Below are 17,476 nucleotides of genomic sequence, written 5' to 3'. Positions count from 1 at the left end.
CGTTTATACCGGCACCGATTTCTGCAGCTGCAGCACCAGGTCGCGGCTGGCCAGGGCCATGCCTTGCGCCGAGCGCAGCGGCCGCAGGCGGTGCGCGCAGACCGGCACCAGCACCGCCTGGATGTCTTCCGGCAGCACGTGGTCGCGGCCTTCGAGCGCGGCCCAGGCGCGTCCGGCCTGGAGCAGGGCCAGGGTGGCGCGCGGCGACAGGCCTTCGGCGAACAGCGTGCCCTGGCGCGAAGCCTGGGCCAGGGCCTGCACGTAGTCCACCAGCGAGGGCGAGGCGTGGATCCCGCGCAGCGCGGCCTGCGCATCCATCAGTTCAGCCGGGCTGGTGGCCGCCTGCAGGGTGCGCAGCATGGCGCGCCGGTCCTCGCCCAGCAGCAGGGCACGTTCGGCGGCCGGGTCGGGATAGCCGAGCGAGAGGCACATCAGGAAGCGGTCGAGCTGGGATTCGGGCAGCGGGAAGGTGCCGACCTGGTGCGCCGGGTTCTGGGTGGCGATGACGAAGAAGGGCTCCGGCAGGTCGCGCGTGACGCCGTCGAAGGTGACTTGCCGTTCTTCCATCGCCTCCAGCAGGCCGGATTGCGTTTTCGGGGTGGCGCGGTTGATCTCGTCGGCCAGCAGCACCTGGGTGAAGATCGGGCCGGGGTGGAACACGAAGCCGTTCTTTTCGCGCTCGTAGACCGAGATGCCGGCCACGTCGGCCGGCAGCAGGTCGCTGGTGAACTGGACGCGGTTGAACTTCAGGCCGAGCGAGAGGGCCAGCGCATGCGCCAGCGTGGTCTTGCCGACGCCGGGGACATCCTCGATCAGCAGGTGGCCGCCGGCCAGCAGGCAGGTAAAGGCCAGCCGCACCTGCTGGTCCTTGCCGACGACGATCTGGCCGACCTGGCGGGCGGCGGCGTGCAATTTGTTGAACATGCTTGGGTTCCCATGGTCGAATGGTGCGACGGCCCGGGCGGCATGGTAGATTAGCGATATTGGCAACTATTCTTCCACGCGGGGAGGGCCGTCCGGATGATTCTATGCGAGAACGGATATTTCCGGTGTATGGATGAGCAGGACTACCGGTTCCACGTGACGAGCGCATCATGAGTACAGCAATCTACAGCCACCCCGACTGCCTGCGTCACGACATGGGCGACTGGCACCCGGAGTCGCCCGACCGGCTCCAGGCTATCGAAGACCAGCTCATCCTGGCGCGGCTCGACGGCCTGGTCGAGCGCCGCCTGGCGCCGCTGGCCGAGGAAGCGTCCATCCTGCGCAACCACAGCGCCGGCGCGCTGGCGCTGGTGCGCGACCATGTGCCGCTTGAGGGCGAGTTCTATCCGCTCGATGCCGACACCATCCTGTGCCATGCCAGCTACCAGGCCGCCCTGCGCGCGGCCGGTGCGGCCGTTGCCGCCACCGACGAGGTGATCGCCGGCAGCATCGCGAATGCCTTCTGCTCGGTGCGCCCGCCTGGGCACCACGCGACCCCGAAGGAGCCGATGGGCTTTTGCCTGTTCAACAATGTGGCCATCGCGGCGCGCCATGCGCTCGAGGTGCATGGCCTGGAGCGGGTGGCGATCGTCGACTTCGACGTCCACCACGGCAACGGGACTGCCGACGCCTTCCGCAACGATCCGCGCGTGCTGATGGCGAGCTTCTTCCAGCATCCCTTCTATCCGTATTCCGAGCCGGAGCCGATCACGGCCACCAGCGTCAACGTGCCGGTGGCGGCGCGCAGCGGCGGCGACGTCGTGCGCGAGGTGGTTCGCGAACAGTGGCTGCCGGCGCTGCACGCGTTCCGGCCGCAGATGATCTTCATCTCGGCGGGCTTCGATGCCCACCGCGACGACGACATGGGCGGCATGAATCTGGTCGAGGCGGATTATGCGTGGATCACGCGCGAGGTGATGGCGGTAGCGAAGGAGCATGCGCAGGGGAGAATCGTGAGCTGCCTGGAGGGGGGGTATGAGTTGTCGTCGCTGGGGCGGAGTGTGGTGGCGCATTTGAAGGTGCTGGCCGAGCTGGACTAACGCCGATCCCAGTTGCTGGCGTCGCATGGACGACCGCCTCGACCGTACGGTGGGGTCATTGATGCCGGGGGCATCAATGACGTGCCCACGCGGTTACGTGCGTCACCTTGATGTGTTTGCCGTGATGACGCGCTCCGCGACAACGATCTTGGACGGCAACGTTGGCGATATGCTTTTTGATGCGTCGCGAGGCCGCATTCATTTTCGATATGGCGCATTCCAACAATGATCATCGTTCCGCGTGGGCACGTCATTGATGCCCCCGGCATCAATGACCCCACCGTACGGTCATGGCCAAAACCCACAATGACACAGCATCCATCTTGCACTGGCGTTAACACCACACATCCGCAAACCATTCTCGTCCTTTCGCGTGTGCAATTGACACTCATACATACGCGGAATACAGTCAGCCCAGCCGTAACAAGCGGCTGCGCCTGCGTCAGCCGGCAGCGATGGCGACCGGCACAGGCGTCCACCCAATAAGAAGGAGGAGATTGTGAAGAAAGCATTTCAAATGGCGCTGGCGCTGTGCCTGATGGCGGCGTCCGGCTTCGCGGCAGCGGCGAACTACACGCTGTGGATCAACGGGCGCACCGGCGGCGGGGCGATCGGCAACTACAACAGCTTCACCTACTGGGGACCCGGCACCACGGCCGCCGGCGTCAACAAGAAGTCGGTCAACTGGGACGGCCGCAGCAGCATCGCTTCGCAGAGCGGCAAGATCCGCGACGCGCTCGACTGCTTCTGCACCGGCGGCAACTGGTGCTACATCGCCACCCACAGCGCCGGCGACCTGATCCTCGGCTACACCCTGGCCAACTACGGCGGCTCGGCGCGCGTGAAGAAGAACGCCACGGCGAACGCGTCCGGCGTCTGCGGCAACACCGACGGCAGCTCGCAAACCGGCTGGAACATCAAGTGGGTGCGCGCGGCATCGGGCGCGGGCGGCGGCTCCGAGCTGTCCGACGTCGGCTCCTGGGCCGTGTCGGAAGACCTGGTCAAGGACCTGAAGACCACCACCGCGCGCGCCATGTACAACCACAACACCACGCGCAACATCTGGTTCTACATGTATGCCGGCGCCAAGGGCACGGCCTATTCCGGCATCCTGCCGGGCCAGGACGACGAAGCCGTGGCCTACCACAGTACCGGCGGCGTGGCCGGCGCCTCGGGCGGCTCCTACTGCAATCCGAGCGACTGGCTGTGCAACGACCTGACCCTGGGCACGGCGGCCAACGAGGGCGGCTCGGCCAAGTGGAGCTACCACTCGGTCAGCTTCCGCGACGACGCCGAGGCCTATAACCACTACGCGAACGGCAACTGGGGCGGCATCGTCGGTGTCGTGCGCAATGCCGTGGTGAACAGTGCCCTCTGATCGTCCAAGCGGTCGTCCAGCCGGCGGCGGGGAATCCTTCCTGCGCCGCTGGCTGCCGCTGGCGCTGCTGGCCGTGCTGGTGGCGGCGGTCGCCTGGCTTGCCCTGCGCGGATCGGGCGAGACGGCGGCGCCCGTCGCAGCTGCGCCGGCTTCTCCCTCACCGCAGGGGCCGCAGTTCTTCGGCCAGGTCGACGGCCAGCCGGCGGAACTGTCTCCAGCCGAACGCGCCGAGCGCCGCCAGCAATTGATCGAGCACGTACAGCTGACCGACCACACCTATTGCAGCTACCTCGAAGGCAGCAAGTATCCGGCCGGTTCGCGCCCGATGTCGCAGAATCCCGACCAGGCCTATCCGAACCAGCCGGTCACCGAAATGAACCCGATGCGCACCGGCGACCGTAGCAGCGACCCGAACATCCTGCTGCAAACCTCGCAGTCGCGCGTCTACATGGCGGCCAACGAATCGGTCGCCTTTTCGCTGCGCGCGGTGGCGCCCGACGGCAGCCTGGTGCCGCTGGTGGTCACGCGCGCGGTGGCGGCCGGCATCATGTCGACCGGCGCGCGCCCGACCACCCAGGTGGCGCTGGCCTTTGCCGACGATGGCGGCGGCGCCGATCCGGTGGCCGGCGACGGCGCCCATGCCGCCGTGCTCACGCCGGCCCAGACCGGGCTGGCGGGCTTCCACGGCACCATCCGCACCGAAGTGCGCTACACGGCGGGCGGCAAGAACGGGGCGCTGATCTTCGACGTCATTTATTCGCCGAAGCTGCCTGCGGTATGGGCCGGGCCGCCGCGCGAAACGGTGGACGACGGTTCGCTCGCCTTTGTGCTGCGCGCCGACGTGCGCACGCCGGGCCGGTATGTCGTGACCGGACGCGTCGACGACGCCAAGGGAAGGCCGTTCGCGCTGGCCACCTTCAACGAGGTGCTGGGGCCGGGGCCGAACGACATCAAGCTGGTCGTGTTCGGCAAGCTGATGCATGACGGCGCGCCGGCCTTGCCCTTGACCCTGCGCGACGTCGACGGCTACCTGCTGAAGGAAAACACCGACCCCGACCGTGAGCTGATGCCGCGCCTGGAAGGGCCGGTGATGAAGAGCCGCACGCAGTCGCTGAACGGCATTTCGGACGCGGAAGCGGGCGGCGAGGAGCGCGAGCGCTACCTGACCGAGTTTGCGAAAGACCGCAAGCTGGCGCGCGACAGCCTGGCGAAGTTCGATCCGGCCCAGCCCTTGCCGCCGAGCGAGTGCGGCACGCCAGGCCGGTGATCCACGGTGGCGGCGTTTCGATGCCGCCACCATTTTCTTCCTGCTGTTCGGTATCCTTCCCACGACGCCCACCCTGCGCGCGATTGACGCACCGCGCCGCATGTCCTTAGATGACCGTTACAACAACGGAGGAAGACATGGGACGTCCTGTACGCATTTCAGCACGACGCGCACTGGCGCTGTGCCTGCCCGGCATGCTTGCCGCCGGCGTGGCCAGCGCCACCAACTACACCCTGTGGATCCACGGCCGCACCGGCGGCGGGGTGATCGGCAACTACAATGATTTCGCCTATTTCGGGCCGAACGCCACGCCGGCCGGCGTCAACAAGAAGTCGGTCAACTGGGACGGCAGGAGCGGCATCGCCTCGCAAAGCGGCTACGTGCGCAATGCGCTGGACTGCTTCTGCACCGGCCAGAACTGGTGCACGGTCGCCGTGCACAGCGCCGGCGACATGCTGATCGGCTACACCCTGGCCAACTACGGCGGCTCGGCGCGGCCGGTGACGAATGCCCAGGCCAACGGGGCAGGGGTGTGCACCGGCAGCGGCGGGTCCCAGACCGGCTGGAACATCCGCTGGGTGCGGGCGGCGGCCGGTTCCGCCGGCGGCAGCGAGCTGGCCGACATCGGCGCCTGGGCCACGGGCGAACCGCTGGCCCAGCAGCACAAGGTGGCCACCGCACGCGCCCTCTACAACCACAACGACACGCGCAACATCTGGTTCTACATGTACGCGGGCGCGCGCGGCACCTTGTACTCGTTCGTGCTGCCGGGGCAGGACGACGAGGTGGTGGCCTACCACAGCTCGGGCGGGGCGGCGGGCAGTTCGGGGACCTCGCTGTGCAATCCGGGCGACTGGTTCTGCAACGACCTCACGCTAGGGGCGGGCAACAACCAGGGCGGGCGGGCGAAGTGGGCCTACCACTCGGTGGTGTTCCGTGACGATGGGGAGGATTACGGGCACTACACGGACCGCAACTGGGGTGGGATCACGTCGGTGCTGCGGCGGGATATGGAGAATTTGTCGCGCTGATCGCGGCGGGTAACACAGCCGGCGGTCTCGACCGTACGGTGGGCACGCCGTGCCCACGCGGAAGCTGGCGCTGTGTTTGCAAAGGAAGCAATCGAAACGCGCGAACGGTGCCGGCGTATCGGGAGCACATCGCTAGCTCTTCCATGCTGTACGCGTATCGAGCGATGCTCGTCCGCAGCCGACTGCGGACGAGCACGTAACCGCGTGGGCACGGAGTGCCCACCGTACGGGTTACTGCAGTAGTCTACCCGGCGCTGTCTTTGCTCATCCGCTGTTTCTCGGCGGCGCTGGGCCGCTTGCCCACCACATACACCGTGTACATCGGCTGGCGCGGATCGATCGGCAGCGCCATCTCGCCTTCGACCGCCGCATTCGCCAGCGGCGCGGGCGCCGCGCGTTCGGCCGGGCCGCCGAGGCAGGCCACCAGGCCCAGTACCAGGAATGCCCCGAAAATCCACACTTCCACGTTGCGACCGATCCCCATGATGTTCTCCTCGACCCGGCCACAGGCGGCCGGTCTCGTCATGGTGCCGGGGCGGCGGTGCGTCCCTATTGCAACAGATCAAGCCAATTTAATTCCTTGTGGAAACATTCCGACACCTGGCGACATGCGGGAGGCGACGCCACAGGGGTAAGCCGCGTAGAATACCGCCTCGTCAGAAAGAATTGGAAAGCACAGCATGTCGATACAATGGTTCCCGGGCCACATGAACTCCGCCAAGAAGCAGGCGGAGGAGCAGATGGAAAACATCGATCTCGTGATCGAGGTGCTCGACGCACGCCTGCCCGAAGCGAGCTGCAACCCGCTGGTCGACAAGATGCGCAAGTTCCGCCAGCGCCCCGTCCTGAAGATCCTGAACAAGATCGACCTGGCCGACCCGGTGGCAACCGCCGCCTGGAAAGCCTTCTACGACGCCCAGGATGGTGTGACCGCCTACCCGATGACGACCAAGAAGCCGCTCGACGTGGCGCGCATCCCGCAACTGGCGTTGTCCCTGGCGCCGCACCGCGGCGTGCCGACCAAGCCGCTGCGCATCATGATCATGGGGATTCCTAACGTTGGGAAATCGACGCTGATGAACGCGCTGCTGAAAAAGCGCGTGGCGAAGGTCGGCGACGAGCCGGCCGTGACCAAGACCCAGCAAAAGCTGTATCTCGACAAGCACACGGTGCTGGTCGATACGCCCGGCCTGATGTGGCCGAAGATCGAGATGGACAGCGACGGCATGATGCTGGCCGCCAGCCACGCGATCGGCACCAACGCCCTGATCGAGGAAGAAGTCGCCTTCTTCCTGGGCGACCTGCTGCTGGAACGCTACCCGCAGCTGCTGACTGCCCGCTACGGCTTCAAGACCGAGGGCATGGACGGCATCGCCGTGGTCGAGAACGTCGCGGCGCGCCGTGGCTTCCGCGTGCGCGGCGGCGAGTTCGACGTCGAAAAGGCGGCCCACGTGCTGCTGCACGACTACCGCAGCGGCGCCCTGGGCCGCATCAGCCTGGAAACCCCGGAAACCCGCGCCGCCCGCATTGCCGCCCACGACATCGCCATGGCCGAAAAAGCGCGCATCGCCGCCGAAAAAGCCGCCGCCAAGGCCGAAGAAGCCGCCCGCGGCAAGCGCGGCACGTAATGGCGGACGCCGGCTATCAGCCGGCATTACTGTTCATCGTTGGCTTCAACGTAGGGTGGGCACCCCGTGCCCACGCGGAACGATGATCCGCCTGCGGCCTGTCCGGCAGTCGCGCCACACGCCTACCGCCGCCGTCTCTAAGTGATCAGCCTATCACACCTCCCCAAACCTGAAACTCGACACCGCCAGACTCCCAAAGAACGCATCCTCGTGATACACGTTCTCGGCCCGTTCCTGCTGCGCCGCCCCCAGCGCCACCATCAGCGGCAGCAAATGCTCCTCCCTCGGATGCGCCGCCCTGGCTGACGGCGCCTCCTCCCAGCGCAGCAGCGCCGCCGTCCGCTCCCCCGGCGCCAATCCCAGCAAGACCCGGTTCAGCCACCCATCGAACCCGTGCGACGCCTCGCGCCCGCTGGCCCCGAACTGGCGCAAATTGTGAAACGACAGCCCGCTGCCGATGATCAGCACCCCCTCGCCGCGCAGTGGCGCCAGCGCCCGCCCCGCCTCGATGTGCGCCAGCGGATCGAGGTCGCGCCGCAGCGACAGCTGCACCACCGGCATGTCGGCCTCGGGATACACCGGATACAGCATCGAGAAGGTGCCGTGGTCGAAACCGCGTTCGGCGTCCAGCGCGGCAGGGTGGCCGGCCTCGTTCAGCAGGCCCGCAACGCGCGCCGCCAGTTGCGGGTCGCCCGGGGCGGGGTAGCGCACCTGGTAGGTGTGCGGCGGGAAGCCGCCGTAGTCGTAGATCATGCCGGGCGCCGGCGATGACGACACCATGAAGCGCGGCGCTTCCCAGTGGCTGGTCACGACCAGCACCGCCTTCGGGCGCAGCGTCAGCTGGCGCGGGATGGCGACCAGCGAGGCTTCGAGCTGGTCGTAGGCGCTGCCGAATTCCTTCTTCAGCCAGGGCCAGGGGCCGCCGCCGTGGGAGACGAAATAGGTGGGCAGGCGGGTGGTCATGGCGGGGCTCCTTCATGTGGCGACAGAGTTTGATGGTAGCCGATTCGGAAATGTCGCGTGGTGGCGGGTTCGAGACCCCGCCCTACAAGACCGCGCCGTTACAGGGTGGGTTCTCGAACCCACCGTGTTCCGATCATGCACCCCCGCGGCCCACGGCCATGAACGAAAGCCCTTGCCCGTTATATAATCCGCCCCGTTCTGGTGCCCGCGCGCGCAATCGGCGTGCGCAGTTAAACGGGAAACACGATGCCAGCTGCGCCTCCGGCGCACGGCCCAGGTGTGCTGCCCCCGCAACGGTCAACAAGCGTCGCCCCGGCGACAGGCCGCCTCGAATACCACTGTGCGACGACGCACAGGAAGGTGAGGCGGTTCGACTTGCCAGCCCGGATACCGGCCAGAACAGGTGGACGTCTGCGAGCGTCTAATAAAAGCCCCATGGCGGCGTTGCATCGTCTCGCCGTACGCGCGTACTGTCTTCGACGATGCGCTTTGCCCTGGGCCTTTTGTTAGGCGCTCTGCAATGTTCGTTGAATCCGGCCTGCGGGGACGCGGGCCGGGTGCACACTTATCGAATATAACAACATCATGACTTTTGCTGTTCCGACCAGCGCGCCGGCGATCAAGCCGCTCGTGCTTGCCTGTGCCTTTTCCCTGTTCGCCAATGCCGCCAGCGCCGAGCAGGCCGTTGCCACCGTCAACGTCACCGGCGCCCGCTTCGCCAGCGACGCGGCCTTGACGCCGATCGGCGCCACCGTGATCACCGCCGACGACATCCGCCGCGCCGGCGCCAATGACGTGAACGCCGCGATCCGCAAGATCGGCGGCGTGTTCGGCCGCCAGAGCCTGGACGGCTCGCCCGACTTCGGCCTCGATTTGCGCGGCTTCGGCTCGAACAGCAGCCAGAACATGGTGATCCTGGTCGACGGCGTGCGCCTGAACGAGAACGAACTGGCCGGTCCGATCCTGTCGTCGATCCCGGTCGACACCGTCGAGCGCATCGAGATCACGCGCGGCGGCAGCAGCGTGCTGTACGGCGAAGGCGCCACCGGCGGCGTCATCAACATCATCACCAGGCGCGGCGCCGACGCCGGCTACCACGGCTCGCTTAGCCTGGAAGGCGGCCGCTTCGACCAGTACGACGCGCGCGCCTCCGTGCGCCACGGCGAAGGCCCGCTGTCCTTCGACCTGGCCGCCGACAAGCAGGGCACCGACAACTACCGCGACAACAACGCCTTCCGCCAGAAGTCGATCAGCGGCGGCTTCCAGTGGGCCGTCGACGGTTCGCGCGTCGGCATGCGCGTGGAAAGCGCGCGCCAGCACGGGCGCCTCCCGGGCTCGCTGACCCAGGCGGAATTCGACGCCAACCCGCGCCAGACCAACACCCCGAACGACTTCGGCTCGCTCGACAGCGACCGCATCACCCTGTTCGGCGAACACCGCATCGGCAGCGTCGAACTGGCGGCCGAACTGTCGCACCGCGAACGCGAAGTGCAGTCGGCCTACGACTTCGGCAGCGGCCTGTCCGAGTCCACCTACCACAGCCGCCAGACCCAGTTCTCGCCGCGCCTGCGTCAGATTTCGCGCCGCGACGGCATGCTGAACGAGTTCGTGGCCGGCGTCGACCTGACGCGCTGGGAGCGCAGCACCAGCTTCGGTTCGGAGTCGAGCCAGGATGCGAAGGCGATCTACCTGCGCGACGAGATGCGCTTCGCCAGCGTCTACAACGCGCGCCTGGCCGTCGGCGCGCGCCACGAGCGCTTCGACAAGGAAGACGCCAGCGCCTTTGCCACCGAAAAGGGCGAGCAGTCGCAGAACGGCTGGAGCGTCGAGGGCAGCATCGATCCAATCGCCGGCATCACCGTGCATGCCAAGGCGGGCGAAAGCTACCGCATCCCGAACGCCGACGAAAACGGCTACCGTTCCTCGCTTGGCCTGCTCGACGTGCAAACCTCGCGCGACCTGGAACTGGGCGTGACCGCCGGCAGCGATGCGCGCCGCATCAGCGCGCGCGTGTTCCGCCACCGCCTGACGAACGAGATCTTCTTCGACCCGACCATCGACGGCTTCGGCGCGAATACCAACCTCGACCCGACCCGCCGCCAGGGCGCCGAAGTCGAAGGCCACCTGACGTTCGCTTCCGACTGGCGCATCACCGGCCAGCTGCAGCACGTGAAGGCCAAGTTCACCGACGGCCCGAACGCCGGCCGCGAAATGGTGCTGGTGCCGAAGAACGTCGTCACCGCGCGCCTGGCCTGGATGCCGAGCACCGGCCAGACCGCCGACATCGGCGCCCAGTACGTCTCGAGCCAGCGCTACGGCAACGACTTCGGCAACACCTGCAACGCGCGCATTCCGTCGTACACGACGATCGATGCCCGCTTTGCGCAAAAGGTCGGCAACTGGGAGTTCGCGGTGAATGGCCTGAACCTGGCCGACCGCCAGTACTACAGCAACGCCTTCAGCTGCCGCGGCGGCATCTACCCGAGCGACGGCCGCCAGCTGAAGCTCTCGGCGCGCTACGATTTTTAATAGCGTAAGCCGATGAGCGTCCTGCCGGCAGCGTCGAGGACCCAGCGTGTGCACAGCCAGCGTGGAACGCTGGCTGTGCTAAGCGCGCTCGCTTTCCTCGCGCTGCTGGTGTTCGCCGCTGCCGGCCTGGCCGGCTCGGTGCCGGTACCGCTCGCCGATGTGCCGCAGGCCTTATCGAGCCTGATCGTTGGAGACCCAAGCGGCATGTCCGCCACCTTGCTCGACCTGCGCCTGGGCCGCGCCAGCAGCGCCTTTGCCACCGGCGCCGCGCTGGCGCTGGCCGGCGTCATGATGCAGGCGCTGGTGCGCAATCCGCTGGCCGACCCTTACGTGCTGGGCGTCTCGGCCGGCGCCGCCGTCGGCGCCCTGGCCGCGCTGCTGTTCGGTGCGGCCTTGTGGATGGTCGATCTCGGCGCGCTCGCGGGCGCGGTCGGGATCTCGCTGCTGCTGTATCTGCTGGCGCGGCGTGATCTTGGCGGCGGACGCGGCGCGGTGCGCACCGGCGAGTCCGGCGTGCTGCTGCTCACCGGCGTGATGCTGGCCTCGGCCTGCATGGCGCTGGTGACCCTGATGCTGTCGGTGGCGCCCGAGTCGCGCCTGCGCGGCATGGTGTTCTGGATGATCGGCGACCTGGCCGGGTCGGGCTGGCGCCTGCTGCCCTGGATCGTGCTGCTTGCGGCCGTGCTGCTGGCGCTGCGCCGCGCGCGGGCGCTGAACGTGATGGCCCTGCATGCCGACGCCGCCGTGGCGCTCGGCGTCGACGTCGCCGCCCAGCGCCGTTTTCTTTTCCTGTGTTCGGGCCTGCTGACCGCCTGCGCCGTCACCAGCGGCGGCAGCATCGGCTTCGTCGGCCTGGTGGTGCCGCATGCCTGCCGTCATGCCTTCGGCCCCGACCACCGGATCCTGCTGCCCGCCGCCACCCTGGTTGGCGGCAGTTTCCTCCTTCTCGCCGACACGCTGGCGCGCACGGTACTGGCGCCGCAGCAGCTGCCGGTGGGCGTGCTGACCTCGCTGATCGGCGTGCCCGTGTTCCTGTTCCAGCTTCACCAACTTCACCTGCGCCGCCGCTGACTCTGCCGATGACCCAGCCGATGATCCTTATTCAAGACCTGACCCTGCGCGTCGATGGCCGCCTGCTCGTCGCGCACCTGGACTGGCGCGTCAACGCCGGCGAAAGCTGGTGCGTGATCGGCCCGAACGGCGCCGGCAAGAGCACGCTGTTGCGCACCGTGGCCGGCCTGCGCGCGCCCGACGGCGGACAGGTGGCCCTGGCCGGCAAGCCCATCGCCGACTGGCCGCTGCCGGCGCTGGCGCGCGAGCGCGCGTACCTGGCGCAAGCGCGCGGCGACGCCTTTGCCTATCGCGTCATCGAGACCGTGCTGATGGCGCGCCACCCCTACCACGCCGACCGCTACTGGGAAGGCAGCGACGACCACGCCGCCGCCGAAGCCGCGCTGCGCACGCTCGACGTGCTGCATCTGGCCGAGCGCGACGTGCGCACCCTGTCGGGCGGCGAGCGCCAGCGCGTGGCGATTGCCGCGCTGCTGGCGCAAGACACGCCGCTGCTGCTGCTCGACGAGCCGGCGAACGCCCTCGACCTGGCGCACCAGGTGGCCGTGACCGAGCTGATGGCGAAGCTGTGCCGCGAGGGCAGGGCGGTGGTCAGCGTCGGCCACGACCTGAACCTGGCCTGGAGCGGCGCCACCCACGCGCTGCTGCTGAACGGCGACGGCAGCTGGCATGCCGGCACCACGGCGCAGGTGATGCGCCCGGACCTGCTGAGCGCCTGCCTCGGCCACCCGATCGCGGCCATTGCCCACGGCGCGCGCACAGTGTTCCTGCCGGATGCGCCAGAATCGAACGCCGCCATCACGCCGATCCGGAACATCCCATGAAAGCGCTCTTTCTCGCCTTGTTCATGCTCGCCGCTTCGGCGCAGGCCGCCATCACCGTGGTCGACGACGCCGGCGCGCGCGTCACGCTGGCGCGCCCGGCCCAGCGCGTGATCTCGATGGCGCCGCACATCACCGAGTTGCTGTTCGCGGCCGGCGGCGGCGCGCGCATCGTCGGCGCCATGAACTACAGCGACTACCCGGCGGCGGCGCGCAGCATTCCCCCCATCGGCTCGAACAGCCAGATCGACATCGAGCGCGTGATCGCGACGAAACCGGACCTGCTGATCGTCTGGCAAAGCGGGAACACGGCGCGCCAGATCGCCCAGCTGCAGGGGCTCGGCATCCCGGTCTTCCACAGCGAGCCGCGCAAGCTCGACGAGGTGGCGACCAGCCTGCTGCGCTTCGGCCAGCTGCTCGGCACCGAGGCGACGGCACAGACGGCCGCCGGCGCCTATCGCGCCAAGCTCACGGCGCTGCGCACGCGCTACGCCAGCCGGCCGCCGGTGACCGTCTTTTATCAAGCCTGGGACAGCCCGCTGTACACCCTGAACGGCGAGCAGATCGCCAGCGACGCCATCCGCGCCTGCGGCGGGCGCAACATCTTCGGCGACCTGAAGACGGTGGCGCCGCAGGTGGGCGTGGAAGCCGTGGTGCAGCGGGACCCGGAGGCCATCGTCGGTGGCAAGCTGTACACCCCGCAGGATCGCGGCTTGTCGATCTGGCTGCCGTACAAGGGCATGACGGCCGTGCGCCGCAACAACCTGTTCACGCTGGACGAGGAATTGCTGACGCGGCCGGGGCCGCGCGTGGTGGATGGCGCCGCCGCCCTGTGCGCGCGCCTGGACGAGGCTCGTAGCCGTCGCGTTCGGTAGGGTGGGCACTCCGTGCCCACGCGGAAGCGTGCGTGGCGTTAGCTCGGGTCTCACCACGGAGGCAACATATTGTTAGCGCTGTCGAGTGATCATTCGAATATGTTTCGATGCATTTGCTGTACAGGATGAAACCCTGCCAACCCTGCTCATCGTTCCGCGTGGGCACGGGGTGCCCACCTTACATCCTCCGTATGCTCCTGTTACAGCCGTAACCAATTGCAAGAAATCGCGCCGCTCTTCTTGGCCGAGCCAAAAAAGTGGTAATCTCGCGATCGTTTTCTTCAACTTCCAAACAAGAAGGATATTTATGCGCCGCTCCCTGCGTTTCGCCATCGCCGCCGCCAGCCTGGTTGCCAGCACCGCTTTCGCTTCGCCCACCAATCCGCAGAACGGCGTCGAATACGTGACCCTGGCATCGCCGCAGCAAGTCCAGGCGACCGGCAAGAAAGTCGAAGTGGTCGAGTTCTTCGCTTACCACTGCCCGGCCTGCTACGCGCTGGAACCTGGCCTGAACGAATGGGTCAAAAAGCAGGGTGACAACATCGTGCTGCGCCGTATCCACCTTCCTTTCCAGGGCCCGACCGATCCGGAAGCACACCTGTTCCTGACGCTGGAAGCCATGGGCAAGCTGGCCGAATTCCATCCGAAGATCCTGCACGCCGTGCACGTCCAGCGCGTGCGCTTGATGAAGGACGAGCAGATCATCGACTGGGTATCGAAGAACGGCATCGACCGCGCCAAGTTCCTGGAAACCTGGAACTCGTTTAGTGTGACCACCAAGCTGCGCCGCCTGCCGCAAATCACGAATGCCTACCAGGTGAGCGGCACGCCAACCATCATCATCGACGGCAAGTACCAGACTTCGCCGGGCATGGTGTCGGAAAAGCTGAAGATCACCGACCGTAACCAACTGATGCAGGCGAGCTTCCAGGTGATGGATGCCCTTGTCGCGAAAGCTGCCAAGACGAAATGAGCGATACGGAAGGCAAGGTCCTGGCCATGTACGAGGGCGCCCGCCCTCGTGAAGAGGACCTGTTCGAGACCAGCAACGTCAACCACATCGCGTGGTCGCTGGTCGTGATCCTGCTCGGGCTGGTGATCTGGCTCTGCATCACGCTCGTGAATGCGGAAAACCAGCGCTACGCCCTGATCACCAACCAATGCCCGGACCCGGTGTTCAAGAGCGGCGTGGACAAAGCCTGCCTGTACACGGTGAAGTCGCGCGAACACTGGTGGGAACACCTGTGGTACGGCTTCACCCACGTCAAGCCCGAGCGCAAGTAAAGAGCAACGGAACCGGACTGTTTCTACTCCGGTTTCGGACTAGGCGGGGAGCGTTAGCGTGAAGCGGGCGCCGCCTAGCGCCGACTGTTCCACTGTCAAATTCCCCCCATGCAGCAGTACGGCTTTGCGCGCGATCGCCAGGCCGAGGCCGAAGCCGCCGGTGGCGCGGTCGCGGCTGCGGTCGAGCCGGTAGAAGGGCTCGAAGATGCGTTCGCGTTCTTCTTCCGGAATCCCCGGCCCATCGTCCTCGACGGCGATGATTAGCCTGCCCGCCTCGCGTGCGGCAGACAGGCGGATCGTGGCGGCGGCATACTTCTGTGCGTTCCTCAGCAGGTTCGACAAGGCCCGCGCCAGCAGGCGCGGATCGGCCTCGACCGTGCCGGCATCCGCGCCGGCGTCCACGCTCAGTGCCGGCGCACCCGGCGGCAGCGCAGCCGCGGTGCTGTCCAGCAAGGCCGCCACATCCACCGTGTCGCGCTGCAGCGCCTGTTCGCTGCCGAGGCGCGCCATGCTCAATAGTTCGTTGACCAGGTCGTTCAGCTCGCGCACGTCGCCCTCCATCGCGGCGATGCGCTTGCGCTGGGCCGGGTCCCCGGTTTTCGCATCCAGCAGTTCGAGCGCGAATTCGAGGCGGGCGATCGGCGTGCGCAGCTCGTGCGACACCGAATGCAGCAGGTTCTTCTGCGACACCAGCAATTCCTCGATGCGGTCGGCCATGTGGTCGATCCGCTCCGCCAGCGGATAGATGCTGGCCGAACGCGGCATGCGCGCCCGCGCCGACAGTTTGCCGGCGCCAAACTCGTCGGCCACACGCGACAGCTTCTGCAACCCCTGCCAGTGCGAGCGCGACCACAGCGCCACCGGCACCAGCAGGGCCAGGGCCACGATCACGTAGCGCACCGCTTCCATCTTGAGGGCCAGGTTGACGTCGATCGGCAAGTCCTGGGCGTGGATCACTTCGTCCTCGCTGCCGATATAGCGCTCGCCAGTCAGGTCGACGCGGCGGTAATAGGCCTTGTTGTCGATGTCGAGCACCACCTCGCCGCGCTCGAGGGCGCGCAGGCTGGCGGCGGGCAGGGCGGCGCGCGCGGCGGCCAGGGTGACCAGGTCGAAGCGCGTGTCCGACACTTCGCGCACCCGGTTCAGGCGCACCAGCCATTCATCAAGCGGGGCTTCGTCGACGTATTGCTCGATCAGGAAGATCTGGGCCGCGGCCTGGCGCCGGGCGATGTCGTCGAGCGGGTCGCCGAACAGGCGGCTCATCGCGAAATAAATCACGAAGGTCGCCGCCGTAATCGACAGCATCACCAGCAAGAAAAAGCGGAAGAAAATCCGGTTCACCCGTCTTTCCTCCAACATCGACCGATTTGTACGCCTACAAAGAACATTGTTTTTCTCCTAACGCCATTGTATAGGAGCAATGATGACAACGGTAAATTACAAATTAGCGACAAATAGGCGACATCTGCGGGGGGAATGCGGCATGCCAAACGGATAAGCTACGCAGGATTCAGGTTTTCCGTTTGCCCACTCGGTACGCGAGTGTCGGTGGGTTTTTTTATTCCGGTCGCCGCCCTTCGGCGCGTGGCCAGCCGAGGGAGGGCGGGATGGCTGGCTTGGCCCCGCGTTCTCCGGCACGCGCAGCATGCCACAGCGGCGCTTCCTGTGTACCTGACGTAGGCAGTGCAAATCATGCACTAAGGATATTTCGGACGGGCCTTGCTCAACGTAAAATACAGCACCCGTTACCTGAACCGACCATGAACAAGTTTTCCGCCCTGGCCCTGGCAGTCTTGACGAGCAGCGCAGCTGCCCAGACGCCGGCCACGAATCCGATGCCCGACGGCAGCCGCGACATGTATGTCGGGCTGGGCCTGGCCTCGGCCGCGCGCTACGAAGGGGCGGAGCACAGCGAGCGCAAGTTACTGCCGGTGTTGCAGGTGCAGTGGAGCAATGGCGTCTTCGTCTCGGGCATGAGCGCCGGCATGCACCTGTCGCACAATCCGCAATTCGAATACGGCCCCCTGGTCGAACTGCAGCCGCGCCGCGACGAGTCGGGCAAGGGCGGCGGCATCGACGGCATCGAGGCGCGCTATTCCCTGGTTGCCCTGACCGTTGCCGCCCTCGGGGAAAACCGCCTGTCCGGCATGACGCCGGTCTCGACCCGCCTGCTGGGCGGCGGCTTCCTCAACTATTACCTGACACCCGACTGGCGCCTCACCGGCAGCCTGCTGTACGGCGCCGGTAACGAGCGCGACGGCGCGCGCCTGGACCTGGGCCTGCAGCGCCTGGCGATCCAGGTCGGCGCCCACCACCGGATCTCGGCCGGGGCCGGCCTGAGCTTCGTCAACGCCAACTACAACACCGCCTTTTTCGGCGTCGACCGCATCGACTCCCTGCGCAGCGGCAACCCGATCTACCGCCCCGGCGGCGGCCTGAAGGATGGCCACGTCGGCCTGCGCTGGAACTGGGATGTGACGCCCTCGTGGATGCTGACCTCGAACCTGCAGGTCCAGCGCCTGGCGGGCGACGCGCGCCGCAGCCCGCTTGTCGAGCGGCCGACGAATGTGACGGTTTCCGCCGCCCTCGCTTACCGGTTCTGACG

General features: G+C 67.0%; 17 protein-coding genes and 1 riboswitch. Of the genes, 13 read left to right on the top strand and 4 right to left on the bottom strand.

Going from position 1 to position 17,476, the window contains the following annotated elements:
• Positions 1-3: 3 nt before the first annotated feature.
• Positions 4-924 carry a MoxR family ATPase gene (locus tag QPK31_RS14250; RefSeq protein WP_290423590.1) on the bottom strand — a complete coding sequence of 307 codons (921 nt, stop codon included), beginning with the start codon at positions 922-924 and terminating at the stop codon, positions 4-6.
• Positions 925-1,094: 170 nt separating this feature from the next.
• On the opposite strand from QPK31_RS14250, the gene QPK31_RS14245 reads away from it, so the two are divergent.
• From QPK31_RS14245 to QPK31_RS14225, 5 genes are all read left to right on the top strand, one after another.
• Positions 1,095-2,024, top strand: a complete 930-nt coding sequence (locus QPK31_RS14245; RefSeq protein WP_290423589.1) for a histone deacetylase family protein — start codon at positions 1,095-1,097, stop codon at positions 2,022-2,024.
• A gap of 25 nt (positions 2,025-2,049) precedes the next feature.
• A complete protein-coding gene (locus QPK31_RS14240; RefSeq protein ID WP_290423588.1) occupies positions 2,050-2,253 on the top strand; it encodes a hypothetical protein in 204 nt (67 codons plus the stop codon).
• A 270-nt stretch (positions 2,254-2,523) separates the two neighbouring features.
• Positions 2,524-3,402: a hypothetical protein gene (locus tag QPK31_RS14235; protein ID WP_290423587.1), complete on the top strand. Its 879-nt coding sequence runs from the start codon at positions 2,524-2,526 to the stop codon at positions 3,400-3,402.
• Positions 3,392-4,669 carry a hypothetical protein gene (locus QPK31_RS14230; RefSeq protein WP_290423586.1) on the top strand — a complete coding sequence of 426 codons (1,278 nt, stop codon included), beginning with the start codon at positions 3,392-3,394 and terminating at the stop codon, positions 4,667-4,669. The genes QPK31_RS14235 and QPK31_RS14230 overlap by 11 nt, the downstream gene beginning before the upstream one ends.
• A gap of 137 nt (positions 4,670-4,806) precedes the next feature.
• Positions 4,807-5,700, top strand: coding sequence for a hypothetical protein (locus QPK31_RS14225; protein WP_290423585.1), 894 nt, complete (start codon positions 4,807-4,809; stop codon positions 5,698-5,700).
• Between the two features lie 244 nt (positions 5,701-5,944).
• Here the strand turns inward: QPK31_RS14225 and QPK31_RS14220 are convergent, their stop codons facing one another.
• Entirely contained in the window at positions 5,945-6,184 is a 240-nt protein-coding gene (locus QPK31_RS14220; protein ID WP_290423584.1) for a hypothetical protein, read from the bottom strand.
• 196 nt (positions 6,185-6,380) lie between these two features.
• Between QPK31_RS14220 and ylqF the strand changes: the two genes are divergently transcribed.
• A complete protein-coding gene (gene ylqF / locus QPK31_RS14215) occupies positions 6,381-7,328 on the top strand; it encodes a ribosome biogenesis GTPase YlqF (protein WP_290423583.1) in 948 nt (315 codons plus the stop codon).
• Between the two features lie 153 nt (positions 7,329-7,481).
• Here ylqF and QPK31_RS14210 read toward each other — a convergent pair whose 3' ends face one another.
• Positions 7,482-8,291: a class III extradiol ring-cleavage dioxygenase gene (locus QPK31_RS14210; RefSeq protein WP_290423582.1), complete on the bottom strand. Its 810-nt coding sequence runs from the start codon at positions 8,289-8,291 to the stop codon at positions 7,482-7,484.
• A 182-nt stretch (positions 8,292-8,473) separates the two neighbouring features.
• Positions 8,474-8,705, top strand: a riboswitch (cobalamin riboswitch).
• Positions 8,706-8,876: 171 nt separating this feature from the next.
• Here QPK31_RS14210 and QPK31_RS14205 point away from each other — a divergent pair.
• From QPK31_RS14205 to QPK31_RS14180, 6 genes are all read left to right on the top strand, one after another.
• A complete protein-coding gene (locus QPK31_RS14205; protein ID WP_290423581.1) occupies positions 8,877-10,820 on the top strand; it encodes a TonB-dependent receptor in 1,944 nt (647 codons plus the stop codon).
• A 12-nt stretch (positions 10,821-10,832) separates the two neighbouring features.
• Positions 10,833-11,891 carry an iron ABC transporter permease gene (locus QPK31_RS14200; protein ID WP_290423580.1) on the top strand — a complete coding sequence of 353 codons (1,059 nt, stop codon included), beginning with the start codon at positions 10,833-10,835 and terminating at the stop codon, positions 11,889-11,891.
• 20 nt (positions 11,892-11,911) lie between these two features.
• Positions 11,912-12,715: an ABC transporter ATP-binding protein gene (locus tag QPK31_RS14195; protein WP_290423579.1), complete on the top strand. Its 804-nt coding sequence runs from the start codon at positions 11,912-11,914 to the stop codon at positions 12,713-12,715.
• Positions 12,712-13,587, top strand: a complete 876-nt coding sequence (locus QPK31_RS14190) for a cobalamin-binding protein (RefSeq protein ID WP_290423578.1) — start codon at positions 12,712-12,714, stop codon at positions 13,585-13,587. The genes QPK31_RS14195 and QPK31_RS14190 overlap by 4 nt, the downstream gene beginning before the upstream one ends.
• Positions 13,588-13,894: 307 nt before the next feature.
• Positions 13,895-14,560 (top strand): thiol:disulfide interchange protein DsbA/DsbL, encoded by a 666-nt coding sequence (locus QPK31_RS14185; RefSeq protein ID WP_290423577.1) that lies wholly within the window; start codon positions 13,895-13,897, stop codon positions 14,558-14,560.
• Positions 14,557-14,871: a hypothetical protein gene (locus tag QPK31_RS14180; protein WP_229438744.1), complete on the top strand. Its 315-nt coding sequence runs from the start codon at positions 14,557-14,559 to the stop codon at positions 14,869-14,871. Before QPK31_RS14185 ends, QPK31_RS14180 begins: the two co-directional genes overlap by 4 nt.
• A 39-nt stretch (positions 14,872-14,910) precedes the next feature.
• Here QPK31_RS14180 and QPK31_RS14175 read toward each other — a convergent pair whose 3' ends face one another.
• Positions 14,911-16,212 carry an ATP-binding protein gene (locus QPK31_RS14175; protein ID WP_290423576.1) on the bottom strand — a complete coding sequence of 434 codons (1,302 nt, stop codon included), beginning with the start codon at positions 16,210-16,212 and terminating at the stop codon, positions 14,911-14,913.
• A gap of 419 nt (positions 16,213-16,631) precedes the next feature.
• Here QPK31_RS14175 and QPK31_RS14170 point away from each other — a divergent pair, with 419 nt between their 5' ends.
• Positions 16,632-17,474: a MipA/OmpV family protein gene (locus QPK31_RS14170; protein WP_290423575.1), complete on the top strand. Its 843-nt coding sequence runs from the start codon at positions 16,632-16,634 to the stop codon at positions 17,472-17,474.
• Positions 17,475-17,476: the final 2 nt, after the last annotated feature.

This window comes from Massilia sp. YIM B02769, from assembly GCF_030411995.1.
GTDB lineage: Bacteria > Pseudomonadota > Gammaproteobacteria > Burkholderiales > Burkholderiaceae_D > Telluria.
This window is presented reverse-complemented; position numbering and strand designations above follow the sequence as displayed.

Excerpts from the sequence above, each read along its gene's own strand:
- QPK31_RS14250 (WP_290423590.1), bottom strand. The coding sequence starts at position 924 with ATGTTCAACAAATTGCACGCCGCCGCCCGCCAGGTCGGCCAGATCGTC.
- QPK31_RS14245 (WP_290423589.1), top strand. The coding sequence starts at position 1,095 with ATGAGTACAGCAATCTACAGCCACCCCGACTGCCTGCGTCACGACATG.
- QPK31_RS14240 (WP_290423588.1), top strand. The coding sequence starts at position 2,050 with ATGGACGACCGCCTCGACCGTACGGTGGGGTCATTGATGCCGGGGGCA.
- QPK31_RS14225 (WP_290423585.1), top strand. The coding sequence starts at position 4,807 with ATGGGACGTCCTGTACGCATTTCAGCACGACGCGCACTGGCGCTGTGC.
- QPK31_RS14220 (WP_290423584.1), bottom strand. The coding sequence starts at position 6,184 with ATGGGGATCGGTCGCAACGTGGAAGTGTGGATTTTCGGGGCATTCCTG.
- ylqF (WP_290423583.1), top strand. The coding sequence starts at position 6,381 with ATGTCGATACAATGGTTCCCGGGCCACATGAACTCCGCCAAGAAGCAG.
- QPK31_RS14210 (WP_290423582.1), bottom strand. The coding sequence starts at position 8,291 with ATGACCACCCGCCTGCCCACCTATTTCGTCTCCCACGGCGGCGGCCCC.
- QPK31_RS14205 (WP_290423581.1), top strand. The coding sequence starts at position 8,877 with ATGACTTTTGCTGTTCCGACCAGCGCGCCGGCGATCAAGCCGCTCGTG.
- QPK31_RS14200 (WP_290423580.1), top strand. The coding sequence starts at position 10,833 with ATGAGCGTCCTGCCGGCAGCGTCGAGGACCCAGCGTGTGCACAGCCAG.
- QPK31_RS14195 (WP_290423579.1), top strand. The coding sequence starts at position 11,912 with ATGATCCTTATTCAAGACCTGACCCTGCGCGTCGATGGCCGCCTGCTC.
- QPK31_RS14190 (WP_290423578.1), top strand. The coding sequence starts at position 12,712 with ATGAAAGCGCTCTTTCTCGCCTTGTTCATGCTCGCCGCTTCGGCGCAG.
- QPK31_RS14185 (WP_290423577.1), top strand. The coding sequence starts at position 13,895 with ATGCGCCGCTCCCTGCGTTTCGCCATCGCCGCCGCCAGCCTGGTTGCC.
- QPK31_RS14180 (WP_229438744.1), top strand. The coding sequence starts at position 14,557 with ATGAGCGATACGGAAGGCAAGGTCCTGGCCATGTACGAGGGCGCCCGC.
- QPK31_RS14170 (WP_290423575.1), top strand. The coding sequence starts at position 16,632 with ATGAACAAGTTTTCCGCCCTGGCCCTGGCAGTCTTGACGAGCAGCGCA.